This is a genomic window from Streptomyces sp. NPDC088116, assembly GCF_044741745.1.
Taxonomy (GTDB): domain Bacteria; phylum Actinomycetota; class Actinomycetes; order Streptomycetales; family Streptomycetaceae; genus Streptomyces.
This window is the reverse complement of the sequence record NZ_JBIUTF010000001.1, coordinates 1,378,323-1,393,744: the sequence shown is the minus strand read 5'-3', so window position 1 is coordinate 1,393,744 and position 15,422 is coordinate 1,378,323. Positions and strand designations below refer to the sequence as shown.

13 protein-coding genes are annotated in these 15,422 nt (G+C 69.1%); 8 read left to right on the top strand and 5 right to left on the bottom strand.

The window, feature by feature from the left end:
- The first annotated feature begins 47 nt into the window (after positions 1–47).
- Both mqnC and ACIOJD_RS06190 read left to right on the top strand, forming a co-directional pair.
- Complete coding sequence (gene mqnC / locus ACIOJD_RS06195) at positions 48–1,274, top strand: cyclic dehypoxanthinyl futalosine synthase (RefSeq protein ID WP_401908639.1); 1,227 nt, start codon at positions 48–50, stop codon at positions 1,272–1,274.
- 17 nt (positions 1,275–1,291) lie between these two features.
- The gene (locus tag ACIOJD_RS06190) at positions 1,292–1,780 is read left to right on the top strand and encodes an imidazolonepropionase-like domain-containing protein (RefSeq protein ID WP_401908637.1); all 489 of its coding nucleotides are present in this window, start codon (positions 1,292–1,294) and stop codon (positions 1,778–1,780) included.
- 33 nt (positions 1,781–1,813) lie between these two features.
- Here the strand turns inward: ACIOJD_RS06190 and ACIOJD_RS06185 are convergent, their stop codons facing one another.
- Positions 1,814–2,938 carry a chitinase gene (locus tag ACIOJD_RS06185; protein WP_401908635.1) on the bottom strand — a complete coding sequence of 375 codons (1,125 nt, stop codon included), beginning with the start codon at positions 2,936–2,938 and terminating at the stop codon, positions 1,814–1,816.
- 304 nt (positions 2,939–3,242) lie between these two features.
- Between ACIOJD_RS06185 and ACIOJD_RS06180 the strand changes: the two genes are divergently transcribed.
- The 5 genes from ACIOJD_RS06180 (at position 3,243) to ACIOJD_RS06160 (ending at position 9,259) form a co-directional block, all read left to right on the top strand.
- Entirely contained in the window at positions 3,243–3,641 is a 399-nt protein-coding gene (locus tag ACIOJD_RS06180; RefSeq protein WP_401908634.1) for a hypothetical protein, read from the top strand.
- A gap of 2 nt (positions 3,642–3,643) precedes the next feature.
- The gene (locus ACIOJD_RS06175; protein WP_401908632.1) at positions 3,644–5,959 is read left to right on the top strand and encodes a bifunctional polysaccharide deacetylase/glycosyltransferase family 2 protein; all 2,316 of its coding nucleotides are present in this window, start codon (positions 3,644–3,646) and stop codon (positions 5,957–5,959) included.
- The gene (locus tag ACIOJD_RS06170) at positions 5,959–7,104 is read left to right on the top strand and encodes an acyltransferase (RefSeq protein ID WP_401908630.1); all 1,146 of its coding nucleotides are present in this window, start codon (positions 5,959–5,961) and stop codon (positions 7,102–7,104) included. The genes ACIOJD_RS06175 and ACIOJD_RS06170 overlap by 1 nt, the downstream gene beginning before the upstream one ends.
- A gap of 50 nt (positions 7,105–7,154) precedes the next feature.
- Positions 7,155–7,847, top strand: a complete 693-nt coding sequence (locus ACIOJD_RS06165) for a demethylmenaquinone methyltransferase (protein ID WP_401908629.1) — start codon at positions 7,155–7,157, stop codon at positions 7,845–7,847.
- A gap of 125 nt (positions 7,848–7,972) precedes the next feature.
- Positions 7,973–9,259 (top strand): geranylgeranyl reductase family protein, encoded by a 1,287-nt coding sequence (locus ACIOJD_RS06160; protein WP_401909051.1) that lies wholly within the window; start codon positions 7,973–7,975, stop codon positions 9,257–9,259.
- 124 nt (positions 9,260–9,383) lie between these two features.
- On the opposite strand, the gene ACIOJD_RS06155 is transcribed toward ACIOJD_RS06160, so the two are convergent.
- The 4 genes from ACIOJD_RS06155 to ACIOJD_RS06140 all read right to left on the bottom strand — a co-directional run bounded on the left by ACIOJD_RS06155 (position 9,384) and on the right by ACIOJD_RS06140 (position 13,937).
- Positions 9,384–9,932, bottom strand: coding sequence for a glycoside hydrolase family 25 protein (locus ACIOJD_RS06155; RefSeq protein ID WP_401908628.1), 549 nt, complete (start codon positions 9,930–9,932; stop codon positions 9,384–9,386).
- A 246-nt stretch (positions 9,933–10,178) separates the two neighbouring features.
- Positions 10,179–11,378 (bottom strand): cytochrome P450, encoded by a 1,200-nt coding sequence (locus ACIOJD_RS06150; protein WP_401908627.1) that lies wholly within the window; start codon positions 11,376–11,378, stop codon positions 10,179–10,181.
- A gap of 113 nt (positions 11,379–11,491) precedes the next feature.
- Entirely contained in the window at positions 11,492–12,835 is a 1,344-nt protein-coding gene (locus tag ACIOJD_RS06145) for a cytochrome P450 (protein WP_401908625.1), read from the bottom strand.
- Between the two features lie 259 nt (positions 12,836–13,094).
- On the bottom strand, positions 13,095–13,937 hold the full coding sequence (locus tag ACIOJD_RS06140; RefSeq protein ID WP_401908623.1) for a C40 family peptidase: 843 nt from the start codon (positions 13,935–13,937) through the stop codon (positions 13,095–13,097).
- Between the two features lie 1,116 nt (positions 13,938–15,053).
- Between ACIOJD_RS06140 and ACIOJD_RS06135 the strand changes: the two genes are divergently transcribed.
- Entirely contained in the window at positions 15,054–15,413 is a 360-nt protein-coding gene (locus tag ACIOJD_RS06135) for an NADH-quinone oxidoreductase subunit A (protein WP_053644853.1), read from the top strand.
- The last annotated feature ends 9 nt before the right edge of the window (positions 15,414–15,422 follow it).

Genomic DNA, 15,422 nt, shown 5'->3' with positions numbered 1-15,422 from the left:
GTAGGCTGGATCGGTCGTTACTGCCCCTTTGGGAAGGACCCGCCCCGGTGACCGAGAAGGCCGACCCTACGTCCGTACATGTCACCGGAGATGTCGCTGGTGTCCTTGACCGTGCCGCCGCCGGAGGGCGCATCACGCCCGAGGAGGCGCTCGTCCTGTACCGCTCGGCGCCACTGCACGCGCTGGGCGCCGCGGCCGACGCGGTCCGCCGTCGCCGGTACGCCGGGACCGAGCACATCGCGACGTACATCATCGAGCGGAACATCAACTACACGAACGTGTGCGTCACGGCGTGCAAGTTCTGCGCCTTCTACTCCGCGCCCAAGGACACCGCCAAGGGCTGGACCCGCGACCTCGACGACATCCTGCGCCGCTGCGCGGAGACCGTGGAGCTGGGCGGTACGCAGATCATGTTCCAGGGCGGGCACCACCCGGACTACGGCGTCGAGTACTACGAGAAGCACTTCGCGGCCATCAAGAAGGACTTCCCGCAGCTGGTCATCCACTCCCTCGGCGCGTCCGAGGTCGAGCACATGGCCCGTCTCTCCAAGGTCTCCGTCGAGGAGGCGATCCAGCGGATCCACGCCGCCGGTCTCGACTCCTTCGCGGGCGCCGGCGCCGAGTTGCTGCCCGCCCGCCCGCGCAAGGCGATCGCGCCGCTCAAGGAGTCCGGCGAGCGCTGGCTGGAGATCATGGAGACCGCACACGGGATGGGCGTCGAGTCGACGTCCACGATGCTGATGGGTACGGGCGAGACCAACGCCGAGCGCATCGAGCACCTGCGGATGATCCGTGACGTACAGGACCGGACGGGCGGCTTCCGCGCGTTCATCCCGTACACCTACCAGCCCGAGAACAACCACCTGAAGGGCCAGACGCAGGCCACGCTCTTCGAGTACCTGCGCATGATCGCGATCGCGCGGCTCTTCCTCGACAACGTCGCCCATATCCAGGGCTCCTGGCTGACCACGGGCAAGGAGGTCGGCCAGCTGTCGCTGCACTACGGCGCCGACGACCTCGGCTCGATCATGCTGGAGGAGAACGTGGTGTCCTCGGCCGGTGCCAAGCACCGTTCCAACCGGCTGGAGATCATCGACCTGATCCGCAAGGCGGGCCGTGTCCCGGCGCAGCGCGCCACGACGTACGAACACCTCCTCGTGCACGACGACCCGGCGAACGACCCGGTGGACGAGCGCGTCGTTTCGCACTTCTCGTCCACGGCCATCGATGGCGGCACGGCCCACCCCGAGCTCAAGCTCATCGCCTCCAACTGAGTCGCTGGAGAACTCTGTTGGAGACTCTGCACACGGCCGACGAGGTCCGGTACACCTGGGACAGCGCCGGTGACGCCTCGGTGAGCGACGCGTCACCGGCCGGTCCTGCACCGGTCGAGGGCGGTGCCGTCGTGGTGAGCGGGGACCGGATCGGTGCGGTCGGTACGTACGAGGAACTGCGGGCGCGTTTCCCGCGCGCGCGGGTACGGAAATGGGCCGGAACGCTCGGGCCCGCGCTCGTCCATGACGGGCCGCTGCCCGAGGCCCCGAGCCCGCGCGAGCGGATCCATGCCGTGCTGAAACTGGGCGCGGTGGCGGTGCTGGAGCGGTACGTCACGGACCCGGGGCTGCACTCCGCGGCCGAGCGGGTGGGCGTCATGGTCCTGCCCACCGTCCGGCGGCCCGCGATCGCCGACAGGGGGCGCGCCGACCTCGCGGTGTTCGACGCGGACGGGCGGTGCGTCGCCACGGTGTGCGCGGGACGGCTGGTCCACCGGCGCGCGTAGCGTCTTTCGTTCTCGGAGGCCTGTTCCGGAGGCTCAGCCGGCCAGCGCCTTCGCGAACGCCCCCGCCGTCTGCTCCACCCCACTACAGGTGTCCGACGCCTTGGACGTCGACGTCCCGTCCGCGCACCGCCGGTCGCGGAACGTCGACCACATGGAGAGCGCGCCCACGCCCTTCTCCGTCGCGAAAGCGCGCAGTTGGGCCGCGTCCTGGAGCGTGAAGGTCTCGGCGGCGACGTCGTTGACGCCGATCATCGCCGTGATGTGGAGCGACTTCCACGCCTGCCGCGACGACAGGCCGAGTGCTCCGGCGATCTGGTCGTGGGCCGCCTCGGCGGCCTGTTCCGCGTAGTCGCCCATGTCTCCGTCGTACGAGGAGCCGTAGTTCATGGCCATCACGTTCACGGCGGAGATGTCCACGTCCCGCTCCACCGCGTCGGCGAGGACGGCCGTACCGCTCTCCTCCAGACCGTCGGGCATGACCGGCAGGGTGTACGTGATGTCGAGGTCGCGCTCCTGCTGGAGTTGGGCGATCGCCTTGTTCCGCAGGGTGATCGAGGCCGTGTCGGTGAGGGCGTCGCCCTCGATGTCGAAGTCGGCCCCGGTCGCGCCGACCGCGTCGAGCGCTTTCGCGTAGGCGGCCGCGAGCCGGTCCGCACTGCCACAGGCGAGCGCCAGTTCGGTGCCCGCCGCCCCGCCGAAGGAGACCCGGAGGCCGGAGCCCGAGGATGTCGAGCCCGAGGATGTCGAGCCCGAGGACGTCGAGTCCGTCGGCTTCGAGCCCGAGGACATCGAGTCCGTCGGCTTCGAGCCCGTCGACTTCAGCTTCGCCGCCCGGGACTTCACGGTCGCGTCGTCGTACGCCGACGTACCGCCCCAGGTCGGTGTGCAACTGTCGCCGTCCGCGACGACGAAGGCCAGGTTGTACGTGTCGGGCGAGCCGGCCGTGTCGGTTCCGGCGGCGGTGGTCGCGCTGACGTACGGAGCGAAGTCCGTCGAGGCGGCGGCCCGGCCCTCGCCGCCGCCCGGCTGGGAACCGGCCGGGCGCGAGGCGGAGTTCCGGCCGGTGTCGGCGGCCGTGCCCGTCGCGCAGGAGGTGCAGGCCAGGCTCAGGGCGACCAGTCCGCCCAGCCACGCGGCCGGCCCGAGGGAACTCCGCATTGTGAATGCACCTGCTCTCATGATTTCCGTCCCGGAATGGCGGCAGTGAATGTCGATGACGTCGATGACAGAGAGCCTCGCATACGGGAATGTGCGTGACGGAACACACACGGTTCCCGGTGAACAGGTGGCATGACTTCCTCAACTGCCGGAACCTCATGGCCATTTCCGCCGTTCGGAAGGTATCCCTGTGCATGCTTCGAGGGGTGCGTTTCTCAGCTCATTGACAGGAATTGATCGAACTCATAGGAATGCTCGGCAGGAAGCACAGGTTTTGCACATAAAGGCCCGCCAGCCTGCTCGCATGCATTCTGACCCCGCCCTTGAGAGGCGCTCGGCGCGGCCCGGTGGCCACCGTCGCAAGCGTGCCGCCGGACCCCAGGAAGGTCCTGTCTTCGTGGACGCGTCCGGGCGCCGGGCCCGGCTTCTGCGCCGCGCCGGGATCGCGCTGGGCATCGCCTGCGCCGGGTACGTCGCCGTACTGGGACTCGCCTTCATGGGCGGAATCTCCCTGGCACCGTCCGAGATACTGCCCTTCGACGGCGGACCGGCGGCGGCACAGGGCGGCGGAGGGAGTCCGCCGGGAGGCGAGGGCCCGCCGGACGGCGCATACGCGCCCCCGGACGCGCCGCCGTCCGGGCAGCCTGCCACGCAGCCCTCCGAGGCGGCAGCGCGACCGTCCGACGCGGCGGGTGCCAACTGACCATGCCCCGCACCGATACCACCACCAAGCCCCGGCGGCACGCCCTGCCCGGCCGGATGGCACGCGTCGGCCGGCAGGCGATCCCCAAGCCCCGTGTGCTCGTCGCGCTGCTGCTCCTGACCGGCCTCGTCAGTGTGCTGCTGCTCGACGGCTATCTGCGCTCCGAGGTCGGCGGCGACCAGCGCGTACGGGACGACGCGAGCAGCAGCGCGGTCCCCGACAGCGTCTCCGGCGGCGGGCCCTTCCTGAGTTTCGACAACGGGAAGGCGCGGACGCGGTCGGTCGCGGACAAGACCATCGTGCTGACATTCGACGACGGTCCCGATCCCGAATACACCGACCAGGTTCTCAAGATCCTCGACGACAACGATGTGCCCGGCACGTTCTTCCTGATCGGTTCGATGATCTCCCGCTATCCGGGTGTGGTGAAACGGATGGTCGACGACGGAAACGAGGTCGGTATCCATACATTCACCCATGTCGATCTCTCGTATCAGAGCGCGGCCCGGATCAAGCGGGAAATCGCCCAGACCCAGCTGGCGTTGGCGGGCGCGACGGGTATCACGACGACGCTGTTCCGGGCCCCGTACTCCTCGAAGAACGACGCGATCGACAACTACAGCTGGCCGGTCTACAAGAAGCTCGGCGCGATGGGGTACACGAGCGTCTTCATCGACACCGACAGTGAGGACTGGCAGGAACCGGGCGTCAGCAAGATCATCAAGTGGGCGACCCCGAAGGACCACCAGGGCGCCGCGGTGCTCTTCCACGACGCCGGTGGTGACCGGACGCAGACACTCACCGCGCTGCCGAAGTACATCGAGAAGATGAAGGCGAAGGGCTACACCTTCACCACCGTCAGCGGCGCGCAGAGGGCGGCACAGGCGCAGGCACAGGCGCGGCCGCAGGCGCGGCCGCAGGAGTCCGGATCCGGATCCGGTTCGGGTTCGGGTTCGGGTTCCGTCCGGCAGCTGAACGGCCCGCAGCGGACCGGCCGCCCTCAGGGCAATCCCGAACAGGCCGCCCATCACCGGGCCGACACCACCACCCGCTGGGAGGGCAAGGCCCTGCTCGCCGCGGTCGCCGTCGCCGAATGGTCGGTGCCCGGTCTTGCCGTGGGGCTCGCGGTCGTCGGCGTCGCCGTGATGGCGCGGTTCGCACTGATGCTCGCCCTCGCCCGCCGCCACCACCGGCAGCGCGACGGACGCGGCTTCTCCTGGGGCCCTGCGGTCACCGGCCCGGTGAGCGTGATCGTGCCCGCGTACAACGAGAAGGAGTGCATCGCCAACACCCTCAACTCCCTTGCGGGGAGCACCCATCCGATCGAGATCATCGTCGTGGACGACGGCTCCACGGACGGTACGGCCGAGATCGCGGAGTCCCTGGGGCTGCCCAACGTACGGGTGATCCGCCAGGCGAACGCCGGAAAGCCCGCCGCCCTCAACAACGGTGTCCGCCAGGCGAGTCACGACATCGTCGTGATGATGGACGGCGACACCGTCTTCGAGCCCGACACCGTACGCCTGCTCGTCCAGCCCTTCGCCGACCCGTCGGTCGGCGCCGTCGCGGGCAACGCCAAGGTCGGCAACCGCGACACGATGATCGGTGCCTGGCAGCACATCGAGTACGTCATGGGCTTCAACCTCGACCGCCGCATGTACGACCTGCTGCGCTGTATGCCCACCATCCCCGGCGCGATCGGCGCGTTCCGCCGCGAGGCGGTTCTCGCGGTCGGCGGTATGAGCGAGGACACGCTGGCCGAGGACACCGACATCACCATCGCGCTCCACCGCGACGGGTGGCGGGTCGTGTACTGCGAGCACGCGCGGGCCTGGACCGAGGCGCCCGCGAGCATCGGGCAGCTGTGGCGGCAGCGTTACCGCTGGAGTTACGGCACGATGCAGGCGCTGTGGAAGCACCGCGGGTCCCTCGTGGACAAGGGGTCGTCGGGACGCTTCGGCCGGGTGGGCATGCCCCTCGTGGTGATCTTCCAGATCGTCACGCCCGTCCTCGCGCCGCTCATCGACGTGTTCACCGTCTACGCGATGATCTTCGTGGACCTCGAGGCCTCGCTCCTGGCCTGGCTCGCGGTGCTCGTCGTGCAACTCCTTTGTGCCGCCTACGCGTTCAGGCTGGACCGCGAGAAGTACCGGTATCTGCTGATGATGCCGCTCCAGCAGGTCGCGTACCGGCAGCTGATGTACCTGGTGCTGATCCACTCCTGCGTCACGGCCCTCACCGGCGGCCGGCTGCGCTGGCAGAAGCTCAAGCGCACGGGCGAGGTCGGCGCGCCGCGCCCCGGCGCGGGGGCGAGCTGATGGCGGGCGCGCACCGCAGGGCGGCACTGCCCCCGGAGGCGATACGGTCCGTACCCGGCCGGGCCGTAGGCGACCCGCAGGAGGCCCCGGGCGGCCCTGCCCCCGAGCCCCGTCGGCCCCATCCGGGTGGCGGGCGCGACCGGTACTTCGACGTGCTGCGCGCCGTCGCGCTGGTCCGGGTCGTCACGTACCACACCTTCGAATGGCCCTGGCTGGGCCTGGTCTTCCCGTCCATGGGCGTGATGTTCGCGCTGGCCGGATCGCTGATGGCCCGCTCCCTGGAACGGCCCGCGGCGAAGGTGATCCGTGGCCGGCTGCGCAGGCTGCTGATCCCGCTGTGGGTGTTCGGGCTGGTCATCGTCGTCGCGATGGCGAAGCACGGGTGGCTGCCCGGGGCCGACGCCCTGTACTGGGTGCTGCCGGTCGGGGACCCGCCGGGCAACGCGTGGGGCGAGCAGGCGTGGGCGGTGCTCTGGTATCTGCGTACGTACCTGTGGTTCGTGCTGCTCTCACCGCTCCTGCTGCGGCTCTTCCGCCTCGCGCCGCTGCCGGTGCTGGCGCTGTCGCTCGTACCCGTCGTGGTCTTCGAAACCCTGTGGACCCTGCCGGACGGGCGGCTCGGCGGCACGCTCAGCGATCTGTCGGTCTTCCTCTTCTGCTGGCTGCTCGGTTTCGCGCACCGCGACGGAGTGCTCGACCGGCTGCGTCCCGGCCCCGTGATCGCGGCGGCGCTCCCGGTGATGGCGGTCGGCGCCTGGTGGGCCTTCCACCACGAGGTCGACGGCACCTATGACCTCGACGACATCCCGCTCGCGCAAGCGCTGTGGTCCGCGGGGTTCGTGCTACTGCTGTTGCGCTTGAGGCCGGACTTCGGCGCGCTCGCGCAGCGGCCACTGGCCGACCGGGTCGTCAAGATCTTCAACGCCCGAGCGGTGACCATCTACCTCTGGCACGAGGTCGCGCTGATGGCGAGCGTGCCGCTGATCGACGCGCTCTGGGAGGTGCCCGCCTTCGAGCGGGACCTGCCGCTCGACAGTGTGTGGTTCCAGTTCGGGGTCGTCTGGGTGCTGATCGCGGCGGCCGTCGCGCTCTTCGGCTGGGTGGAGGACGTCGCGGCGAAACGCGGGCCGCGGCTGCTGCCCTGACCGCGTACGGGGTCGGCGGCGGGCCGGAGCGGCCTGCCACAATGGAGTGCGTGACCCGAGCCTCCCTGGACAAGCAGCCGCACGAAGTCGCCTCGATGTTCGACGACGTGGCGGAGAAGTACGACCTCACCAACGATGTGCTGTCGCTCGGCCAGAGCAGGCTGTGGCGCAAGGAGGTCGCCAAGGCCGTGAACGCCCGCCCGGCCGAGAAGGTTCTGGACCTGGCCGCGGGCACCGCCACATCCTCGCAGCCGTTCGCCGCCACCGGCGCGTACGTCGTGCCCTGCGACTTCTCCCTGGGCATGCTGCGGGAGGGCAAGAAGCGCCACCCCTGGATGCCGTTCACGGCGGGGGACGGGACGAAACTGCCGTTCGCCGACGAGGTCTTCGACGCGGTGACGATCTCCTTCGGCCTGCGCAATGTCCACGAGACGGATCTCGCGCTGCGCGAGCTGCGCCGGGTGACGAAGCCGGGCGGGCGGATCGTGATCTGCGAGTTCTCGCACCCGACCTGGGCGCCGTTCCGGACCGTCTACACGGAGTATCTGATGCGGGCGCTGCCGCCGACCGCGCGCGCCGTGTCCTCCAACCCCGAGGCGTACGTCTATCTCGCCGAGTCGATCCGTGCCTGGCCCGACCAGCCCGCGCTCGCGGCGCGACTGCAAGAAGCGGGCTGGTCCAAGGTGGCGTGGCGCAACCTGACGGGCGGGATCGTGGCACTGCACCGGGGCGTACGGGACTGAGCCGAGGCGTACGGAACGGGAGCGGGGCGTGGCAGCCCTCACCGGAGGCTTCCGTACGCCCCCATAGACTGCACATGACCAGTACCGCCCGGTACGCCAATTTCGAGTCTTCGGGAGAACCCGCTGTGACCGAGCCCCTCTCCGAAAACACCGCGGACGTCATCGTCGTCGGAGCGGGCCCGGCCGGCTCCACGACCGCGTACTACCTCGCCAAGGCGGGTCTGGACGTCCTGTTGCTGGAGAAGACGGCGTTCCCGCGCGAGAAGGTCTGCGGCGACGGCCTCACTCCACGCGCCACGAAGCAGCTGGTGTCGATGGGAATCGACATCTCCGAAGAGGCCGGCTGGCTGCGCAACAAGGGGCTGCGGATCATCGGCGGTGGCGTACGGCTCCAGCTGGACTGGCCGGATCTGGCCGCCTACCCGGACTACGGGCTGGTCCGCAAGCGTGACGACTTCGACGAGCAGCTCGCCCGGCAGGCGCAGAAGGCCGGTGCGCGGCTGCACGAGCGCTGCAATGTCGGCGCCCCGATCACCGACCCGCGCAACGGCCGCATCATCGGCGTCAACGCCAAGATGGGCGAGGAGAAGACCCCGGTCACCTTCCACGCGCCGCTCGTCGTCGCGGCCGACGGCAACTCGACCCGGCTGTCGCTCGCCATGGGCCTGCACCGGCGCGAGGACCGCCCGATGGGCGTGGCCGTCCGTACGTACTTCACCTCACCCCGCCACGACGACGACTACCTGGAGTCGTGGCTGGAGCTGTGGGACCGGCGCGGCCCCGGCGAGGACAAGCTGCTGCCCGGCTACGGCTGGATCTTCGGCATGGGCGACGGCACGTCCAACGTCGGCCTCGGCATCCTCAACTCCTCCTCCGCGTACAAGGAGCTGGACTGGCGCGAGGTGCTCAAGGCCTGGTGCGCGTCGATGCCGCAGGAGTGGGGCTACACCCCGGACAACATGACGATGCCGATCCGGGGCGCGGCGCTGCCGATGGCGTTCAACCGCCAGCCGCACTACACCAAGGGCCTGCTGCTGGTCGGTGACGCGGGCGGGCTGGTCAACCCGTTCAACGGTGAGGGCATCGCGTACGCCATGGAGTCGGGCCAGATCGCGGCGGACGTGATCGTCCAGGCCCATGCCCGCGCCACGCCCTCCCAGCGTGAACTGGCGCTGCACCACTACCCGAAGGTCCTCAAGGAGACCTACGGCGGCTACTACACACTGGGCCGCGCGTTCGTGAAGCTGATCGGCAACCCCGCGATCATGAAGATCGCGACCCAGCGCGGTCTGACGCATCCGCTGCTGATGAAGTTCACGCTGAAGATGCTGGCCAACCTGACGGACCCGACGGGTGGCGACGCGATGGACCGCATCATCAACGGCCTCTCGAAGGTGGCCCCGAAGGCTTGAAGCCCGTGGCCTGAGTCCATGGCCCTGAGTCCATGCCCTGAGTCCACGGCCTGAACTCGTGGCCCGAGCGAACCGGGACCGATGGCGGACCGGGGCCGATGGCGGACCGGCTGAGGGATGTCCCTCAGCCGTCGGCCCACTTCCGCAGGGCGGCACGGTCGGCGAACGCGCCGACGTTCGTGTCGACCGGGGTGTCCGTGTACTGGTGGAAGTGCCACTTCGCCTTGATCCGGGGCTTTCCGGCGGTCACATAGTCCGCGATCCACAGAGCGTCGCCCGCGTTGCTCGTGGTGTCGCGGTTCAGCCAGTAGTACTGACCGCAGTACAGCCCGACCCGGTGGTTGGACCCGCGCAGCCGCTTGACCTCCGCGATGAACGCGTCCTTCTGCGCGCAGGAGACGCCGTCGTCCTCCCAGTCGGCGAACAGCGGGTCGTGCTCGATGCTGGCGCATTCCTCCACGAAGTACCGGGCCTGTGCCTTCATGTCCCCCGGCCGGAGGAAGTGGTAGAAGCCGACGACCAGCCCGGCGTCGCGCGCGTGCGCGGCCTGAGCGGTCATCTTGGGGTTGATGTACGAGGTGCCTTCGGTGGCCTTGACGAACACGAAGGCAAGGCCGCTCGTGCTGAAGTCCGAACTCTGATACGACGAGACGTCGATGCCGTTGACGGTCATGGGGTGCCTCCTGGGCTTCAAATGCGCCCTTGGTGCGATACGTGTGGGGGCGGTGCGAGGCCGTTCAAGTGACTTCTACCCAGAAGCAGTTGCTTCGGTCTCACTCGATTGGGTCAGTGATTCGGCCGGTGCGCCCCGCGGGCAGGCCCCGACCGTACCGCTGGGGCGCGTGGGGTGCAGGAGATTCACCTGACTCTCTGGTCACCAGGTCCCTGGCTCTCTGGTCACCAGGTCCCTGATCCCTCGTCACCAGGTCACGGGGAGCGCGGCGGCCATGATGGCCATGCGGTTGGGGACCCAGGGAACCTCCTCGACGGGCACCGCCAGGCGTACCCCGGGCAGGTGGTCCAGGAGCGTGGCGAACGCGGTCTCCGACTGACGGCGGACCAGATGGGCGCCGGGGCAGTGGTGGCGTCCGTAACCGAAGCGCAGATGCGGATTCGGCGAGCGGCCGATGTCGAAGGTCCCGGGCTCGGCGAAGGCCGCGGGGTCGAAGTTGACCGCGTCGAGGGAGAGCAGGATCAGGTCGCCCTCCTTGACGGGTACGGTGCCGAGCTTGTCGTCCTGTGTGACGAAGCGCGGAATGGCATTGCCCAGGACCACGCCGTACCGCAGCAACTCCTCGACGCACTGGGGCAGTCGCTCGGGACTCGCGCGCAACGTGTCCATCACCTCGGGCCGTTGGATCAGATGGAGCGCCGCGACGCCCAGGAAGCCGGCGAAGTCCTCGTAGCCGGTGACGAAGAGAAGAGCGGCGATATTGGAGAACTGCTTCTCGTCGAGTCCCTGTTGACGGTCGTTGAGATCGGCGATGCGGTCCAGCAGGCCACGCGGCGCCGCCGGGCGGGCGGCGGTGTAGGCCGCCATGTAGAGCCGGAGCTCTTCCCAGTTGTGGGCCAGTTCCTCGTTGGTGGGCGTCTTCATGGTCAGGTCGAGGTCGGCGCGGGCGGCGAGCCAGTCGCGGTCCTCGAAGGGCAGGCCGAGCAGGCGGCACATGCACTGGGCGGCGACCCACTCGGCGAAGTGACGCTGAAGATCGCCCGGACTGCCCTCCCGCGTCATGGCGTCCAGCCCCTGGCGGGTGATCCCGGCGACCCAGTCGGCCGGAAGGTCCGGCTGGTTGCGGCTCAGCGCCTTCAGCACCTCGTCGCGCAGGCCGGCCCGCTGGAGGTGCTTCATGGCATCGAGCAGCTCGGGCGCCAGGATCGGCGCGTCCTGGGTGGGCCCGTCCGCCTCGCCGAGCCTGGAACGGGCGAACTTCCGGTCCCGTAGCACCTGTTGGGCCAGCTCGTAGCCGGTGATCAGCCACGCCTCCCCGCCCGCGTTGGTGGTGACCCGGGCGACGGGGCACCGGCGCCGCAGCTCGTGCAGTTCAGGTGCGAGGCGGTCGCCCCGGTCGCTGAAGGGGTAGTGCGGGAGGGGCTGGGTCTCCTCGGGCGCGGGCATGGCCTCGGTCTTTCTTCTCGTGTCCCGTACGGCAGGTCGGCTCGTGCCGTGTACGGCTGGTCGGCTCGTGTTCCGTACGCCGGTTCGGTGGTTCGTCGGCAGTGTCGGCGGTTTCACCAGCGGACCGGCAGGCGGGCCGGTGCGCGCAGCGGGGTGGTCTCGTCCCAGGGGAGGGTGTCGGCGGGGACGGCCAGCTCCAGACCGGGCAGGCGCTCCAGCAGGACCCGCAGGGCGATCGCCAGTTGCATACGGGTCAGGTTGGCCCCCGTGCAGTAGTGGGGGCCGTGTCCGAACGCGGTGTGCGCGTTGGGGGTACGGGAGAGGTCGAGGCCGTCGGGGTCGGTGAACGCGTCCGGATCGCGGTTGGCGGAGGCGATCACCGGCAGGACCGCGTCGCCGGCCCGGATGTGCTGCCCGTGCAGCGTGAAGTCCTCCAGGGCGACGAGGATATTGATCGCGTTCATCAGCGGGACGTACCGCAGCAGCTCTTCGACGGCGGAGTCGATGGTGTCCGGATCGTCGCGCAGCCGCTGGAGCTGGGCGGGATGGGTGAGGAGAGCGAGCATGGCGTTGCCGGTGTGCTGGATGTTCGTCTTGTAGCCGGCCATCAGCATGGTGACGACAAAGCTGACGACGTCGTCGCGGATCAGCTCGCTGCCCTCGCGGCGGCTCTCCCTGAGCAACTGGCAGATGTAGTCGTCGCCCGCGCCCGTCCCCGTGTCCCCGTCCCCCGCGCCCGTACCCCCCGTACCCGCGTCGATCTCGTGCTCCTTGCGGGCGATCAGCCCGACCGCGTAGTCCTGGAGCGCGTACAGGGCCGCCAGCACCTCCTCCATGGTGAGACCGGCGGCGCCGAGGAGGGCGAGCGTGTGCGGCAGGTAGGTGGCGCGGTCCTCGTGCGGAATGCCGGTCGTCTCGCACAGCACCATCAGCGGCAGCGGATCGACGAACGCCTCGACCAGGTCCACCGGTCCGCCGGAGGAGTCGGCGGCGGCGACCATGGCGTCGACCAGGCCTTCGGCCATGGAGCGGATCCGGGGAGCCATGAAGTCCAGCTTCCGCCTGCCGAACATCGGCAGCACGGTGCGGCGGACCCGGTTGTGGTGCTCGCCGGTCATCTCCAGAAACGTCGGGAGGCACGGCGGGGGCGCCTGGGCGTCCTCACGCGGGGGCCAGGCGGACAGCAGCGGCCGGGTGAGCCGGGGATCGGCGAACGCCGCGCGCGCGTCCTCGTAGCGGCTGATGAGCCAGCCGGTCTCGCCGTTCGGCAGCAACGCCTTGACCACCGGCTGCTCTACCCGCAACCGCGCGTACTCGCACGGCGGCCCGGCGGTACCGGGCGCGGCGGCCGGTACCGACATGGTCGGCGCCTCCGGCACGGGCGCTTCCGGCACCGGCGCCTCCGGCACGACGGGCGCGTCCGTCATGACCGGGGTGGTCGCGTTGGCTCCGCTCACGTTCTGGCCTCTCTGTCCGTCCTGTGTCCAGCCCTCGGTCCAGGCTGCCCAGGTTCACAGAGAACGACCACCAATTAACCAGTTTGAGCGACTTAGTGCGATGAGTCGCCCGATGGTCTCGTACGGAAATGCCCGCGCCACGGGAATTCCCGTACGAGAGACGGGCATCGGACACGGGGCATCGGACACGGGGCATCGGACACGACGAAGACCCGCATCCCCTGGTCTGGGGATGCGGGTCCTGTGACGCTCGGAGCCTTCAGAGCACGCGGACCGCGCCGGTCGGCTGGTCGTAGTCCATGGAGCGCTCGACCACGCCGCTGCCGGGGTTCTGCGCGCCGACGAAGTTGCCGTCGCCCACGTAGATCGCGGTGTGGTACGCGCTGCCAGAGCTGCCCCAGTAGAGGATGTCGCCCGGCTGGAGGTTGTCCAGGGACACCTGGGTGCCGGCCGTCGACTGGTCCTGTGAGACACGCGGGAGATCCACGCCGATCTGCTTGTAGGCGGCGCCCACCAGCCCGGAGCAGTCCCAGGAGTCGGGGCCTGTGGAGCCCATGACATACGCGTCGCCGACCTGGGCCTTGGCGAAGGCGATCACGGCGGCGGCGGAGCCGGTGGCCTGGGAGGCGGAGGAGTCCGACGAGTCCGAGGAGGAGCTGGAGCCGGAGTCCGGGGAGGAGTTGGTGGAGACGGAGGCGAGTTCCGTGCGCTCGGCGGAGCGGGAGGCCCGCTCGGCGGCCTCGGCCTTGGCCTTGGCCTCGTCGGCCTTCCTCTTCGCCTCTGCCTTGCGCTCCGCCTCGGCCTTGGCCTTCTTGGCGGTCTGCTCGGCCTTGGTGGCGGCGGCGTCCTGCTGGGCGCGCATGTCGAAGTTGTCCGCGACGCGCTGGGTGGCGTCGGCGGACTGCGCGACGCTGCCCGCGAGCCCGGAGGTGAGTGTGGGCATCTCGATGGTCTGGGTCACCGGCTCGGCGTTCGCCGGCGCGGCGGCGGCGGCCACAGCGATGGTGCTGAGAACGCCACCGGCAACTCCGGTACGGAGGACGACTCTCGACGCGCTGCGGCGGGGCTTCCGGTGGCTGGGTATGTGAGCGGTGTGGGACATGAGAACAACGGGTACCAGGCGATCCCTGGTCGGCGTCAAGAAAGGTGTGTTGCGCCACAGTTACGTCCGGAATCCCATAATCCGCTTTCCGATGCCCCTTATTGACGCCCTAGCGGTCAAACCGGACGTGGGCGATCACTGCTGTGATCAGAGGCTTTCCGATAAACGTCCGAATTGCCCGTCGCCTACCACCCCTTCACACGCGTGGCCAAGCCCGCTTCTCTGGGGGATTGAGTGGAGTGGTGCAGGTCACAGGATGGTCACCACTTGGTGGTCCGGACGATCACGGAACCTGATCAGGGCGATCGCGGGGCTCGATCCGGACGATCACGGGGCTCGATTCAGGTGATCGCGGGGTCCGATCCGGATGATCGAGGGGGCCGGTGCGGACGATCGCGGGACCCGACGCGGACGATCGCGGGACCCGCTTCGGGTGATCACGGGACTCGCGTCGCTTGATCGCGGACTCGCTCCGGACTCTCGCCCTCGATCGCCGTGGCCACCCGGCGTTCATTTGATCTTGCCCTCCGCGTGGGCGGTCGTGACTCTCTGTCGCTGGCCGAACCCGGCCGGCCATGGAGACGGCCCGCGGTATTCCGCACTCCCGCGCGCTCGCCCCGCTCGCTCGTGAACGCGCGCACGTGTCCCCGCGGGTCCTCGCGCGCCCCCTGTCCCGGTGATCGTCGGGCGCCCTATCACCCCCTCCCGTCTCATCGCCAATTTGCTTGTACCGTGCATCCCTTGATAGTGCCGCACGCCTTCGACCAGCGACAACGGGCCCGGATGTCACATCTGGTGATCACACAGGCGCTTCGGGTGTGAAGATCACCGCTCATCCGGCTTGATGATCCTTCGTCGGGTGGTGGAGATCACAAAGGCGATGCTGTACCCCGTGTCGCAGATCACAGATCGACGGGCATAGGATGCGGAGCAGTCGGGCTTGTGAACTGCCTCACATGTACGCGATCTTCGGTGATCCGTAGGTGATCCGCCGGTTACTCACCGGCGTATCGCCGGTGATCGGTCGGCGATTCGTCGGCGGTCCGTGAGGGGGTGGTCACGTGAAGTGCCCGGTGCGATCCAACGGTCAAGGACGACTGGAAGGAGCTGAGGAGCGTGAATGCCTATGCGCCCGTCCTCGTGCTCGGCGCCCTCGGGGCTGGGTTTGCGATCTTCTCCGTGGTCATGGCCACGCTTATCGGCCCAAAGCGGTACAACAGGGCGAAACTTGAAGCGTACGAGTGCGGCATCGAGCCCACGCCGACGCCTGCCGGGGGCGGCCGTTTCCCCATCAAGTACTACCTGACGGCGATGCTCTTCATCGTCTTCGACATCGAGATCGTCTTCCTTTACCCCTGGGCCGTCACCTTCGACGCCCTGGGGATTTTCGGGCTCGTGGAGATGCTGCTCTTCGTGCTCACCGTCTTCGTCGCTTACGCGTATGTGTGGCGGCGCGGCGGCCTGGAATGGGACTAAAGGGGCTGA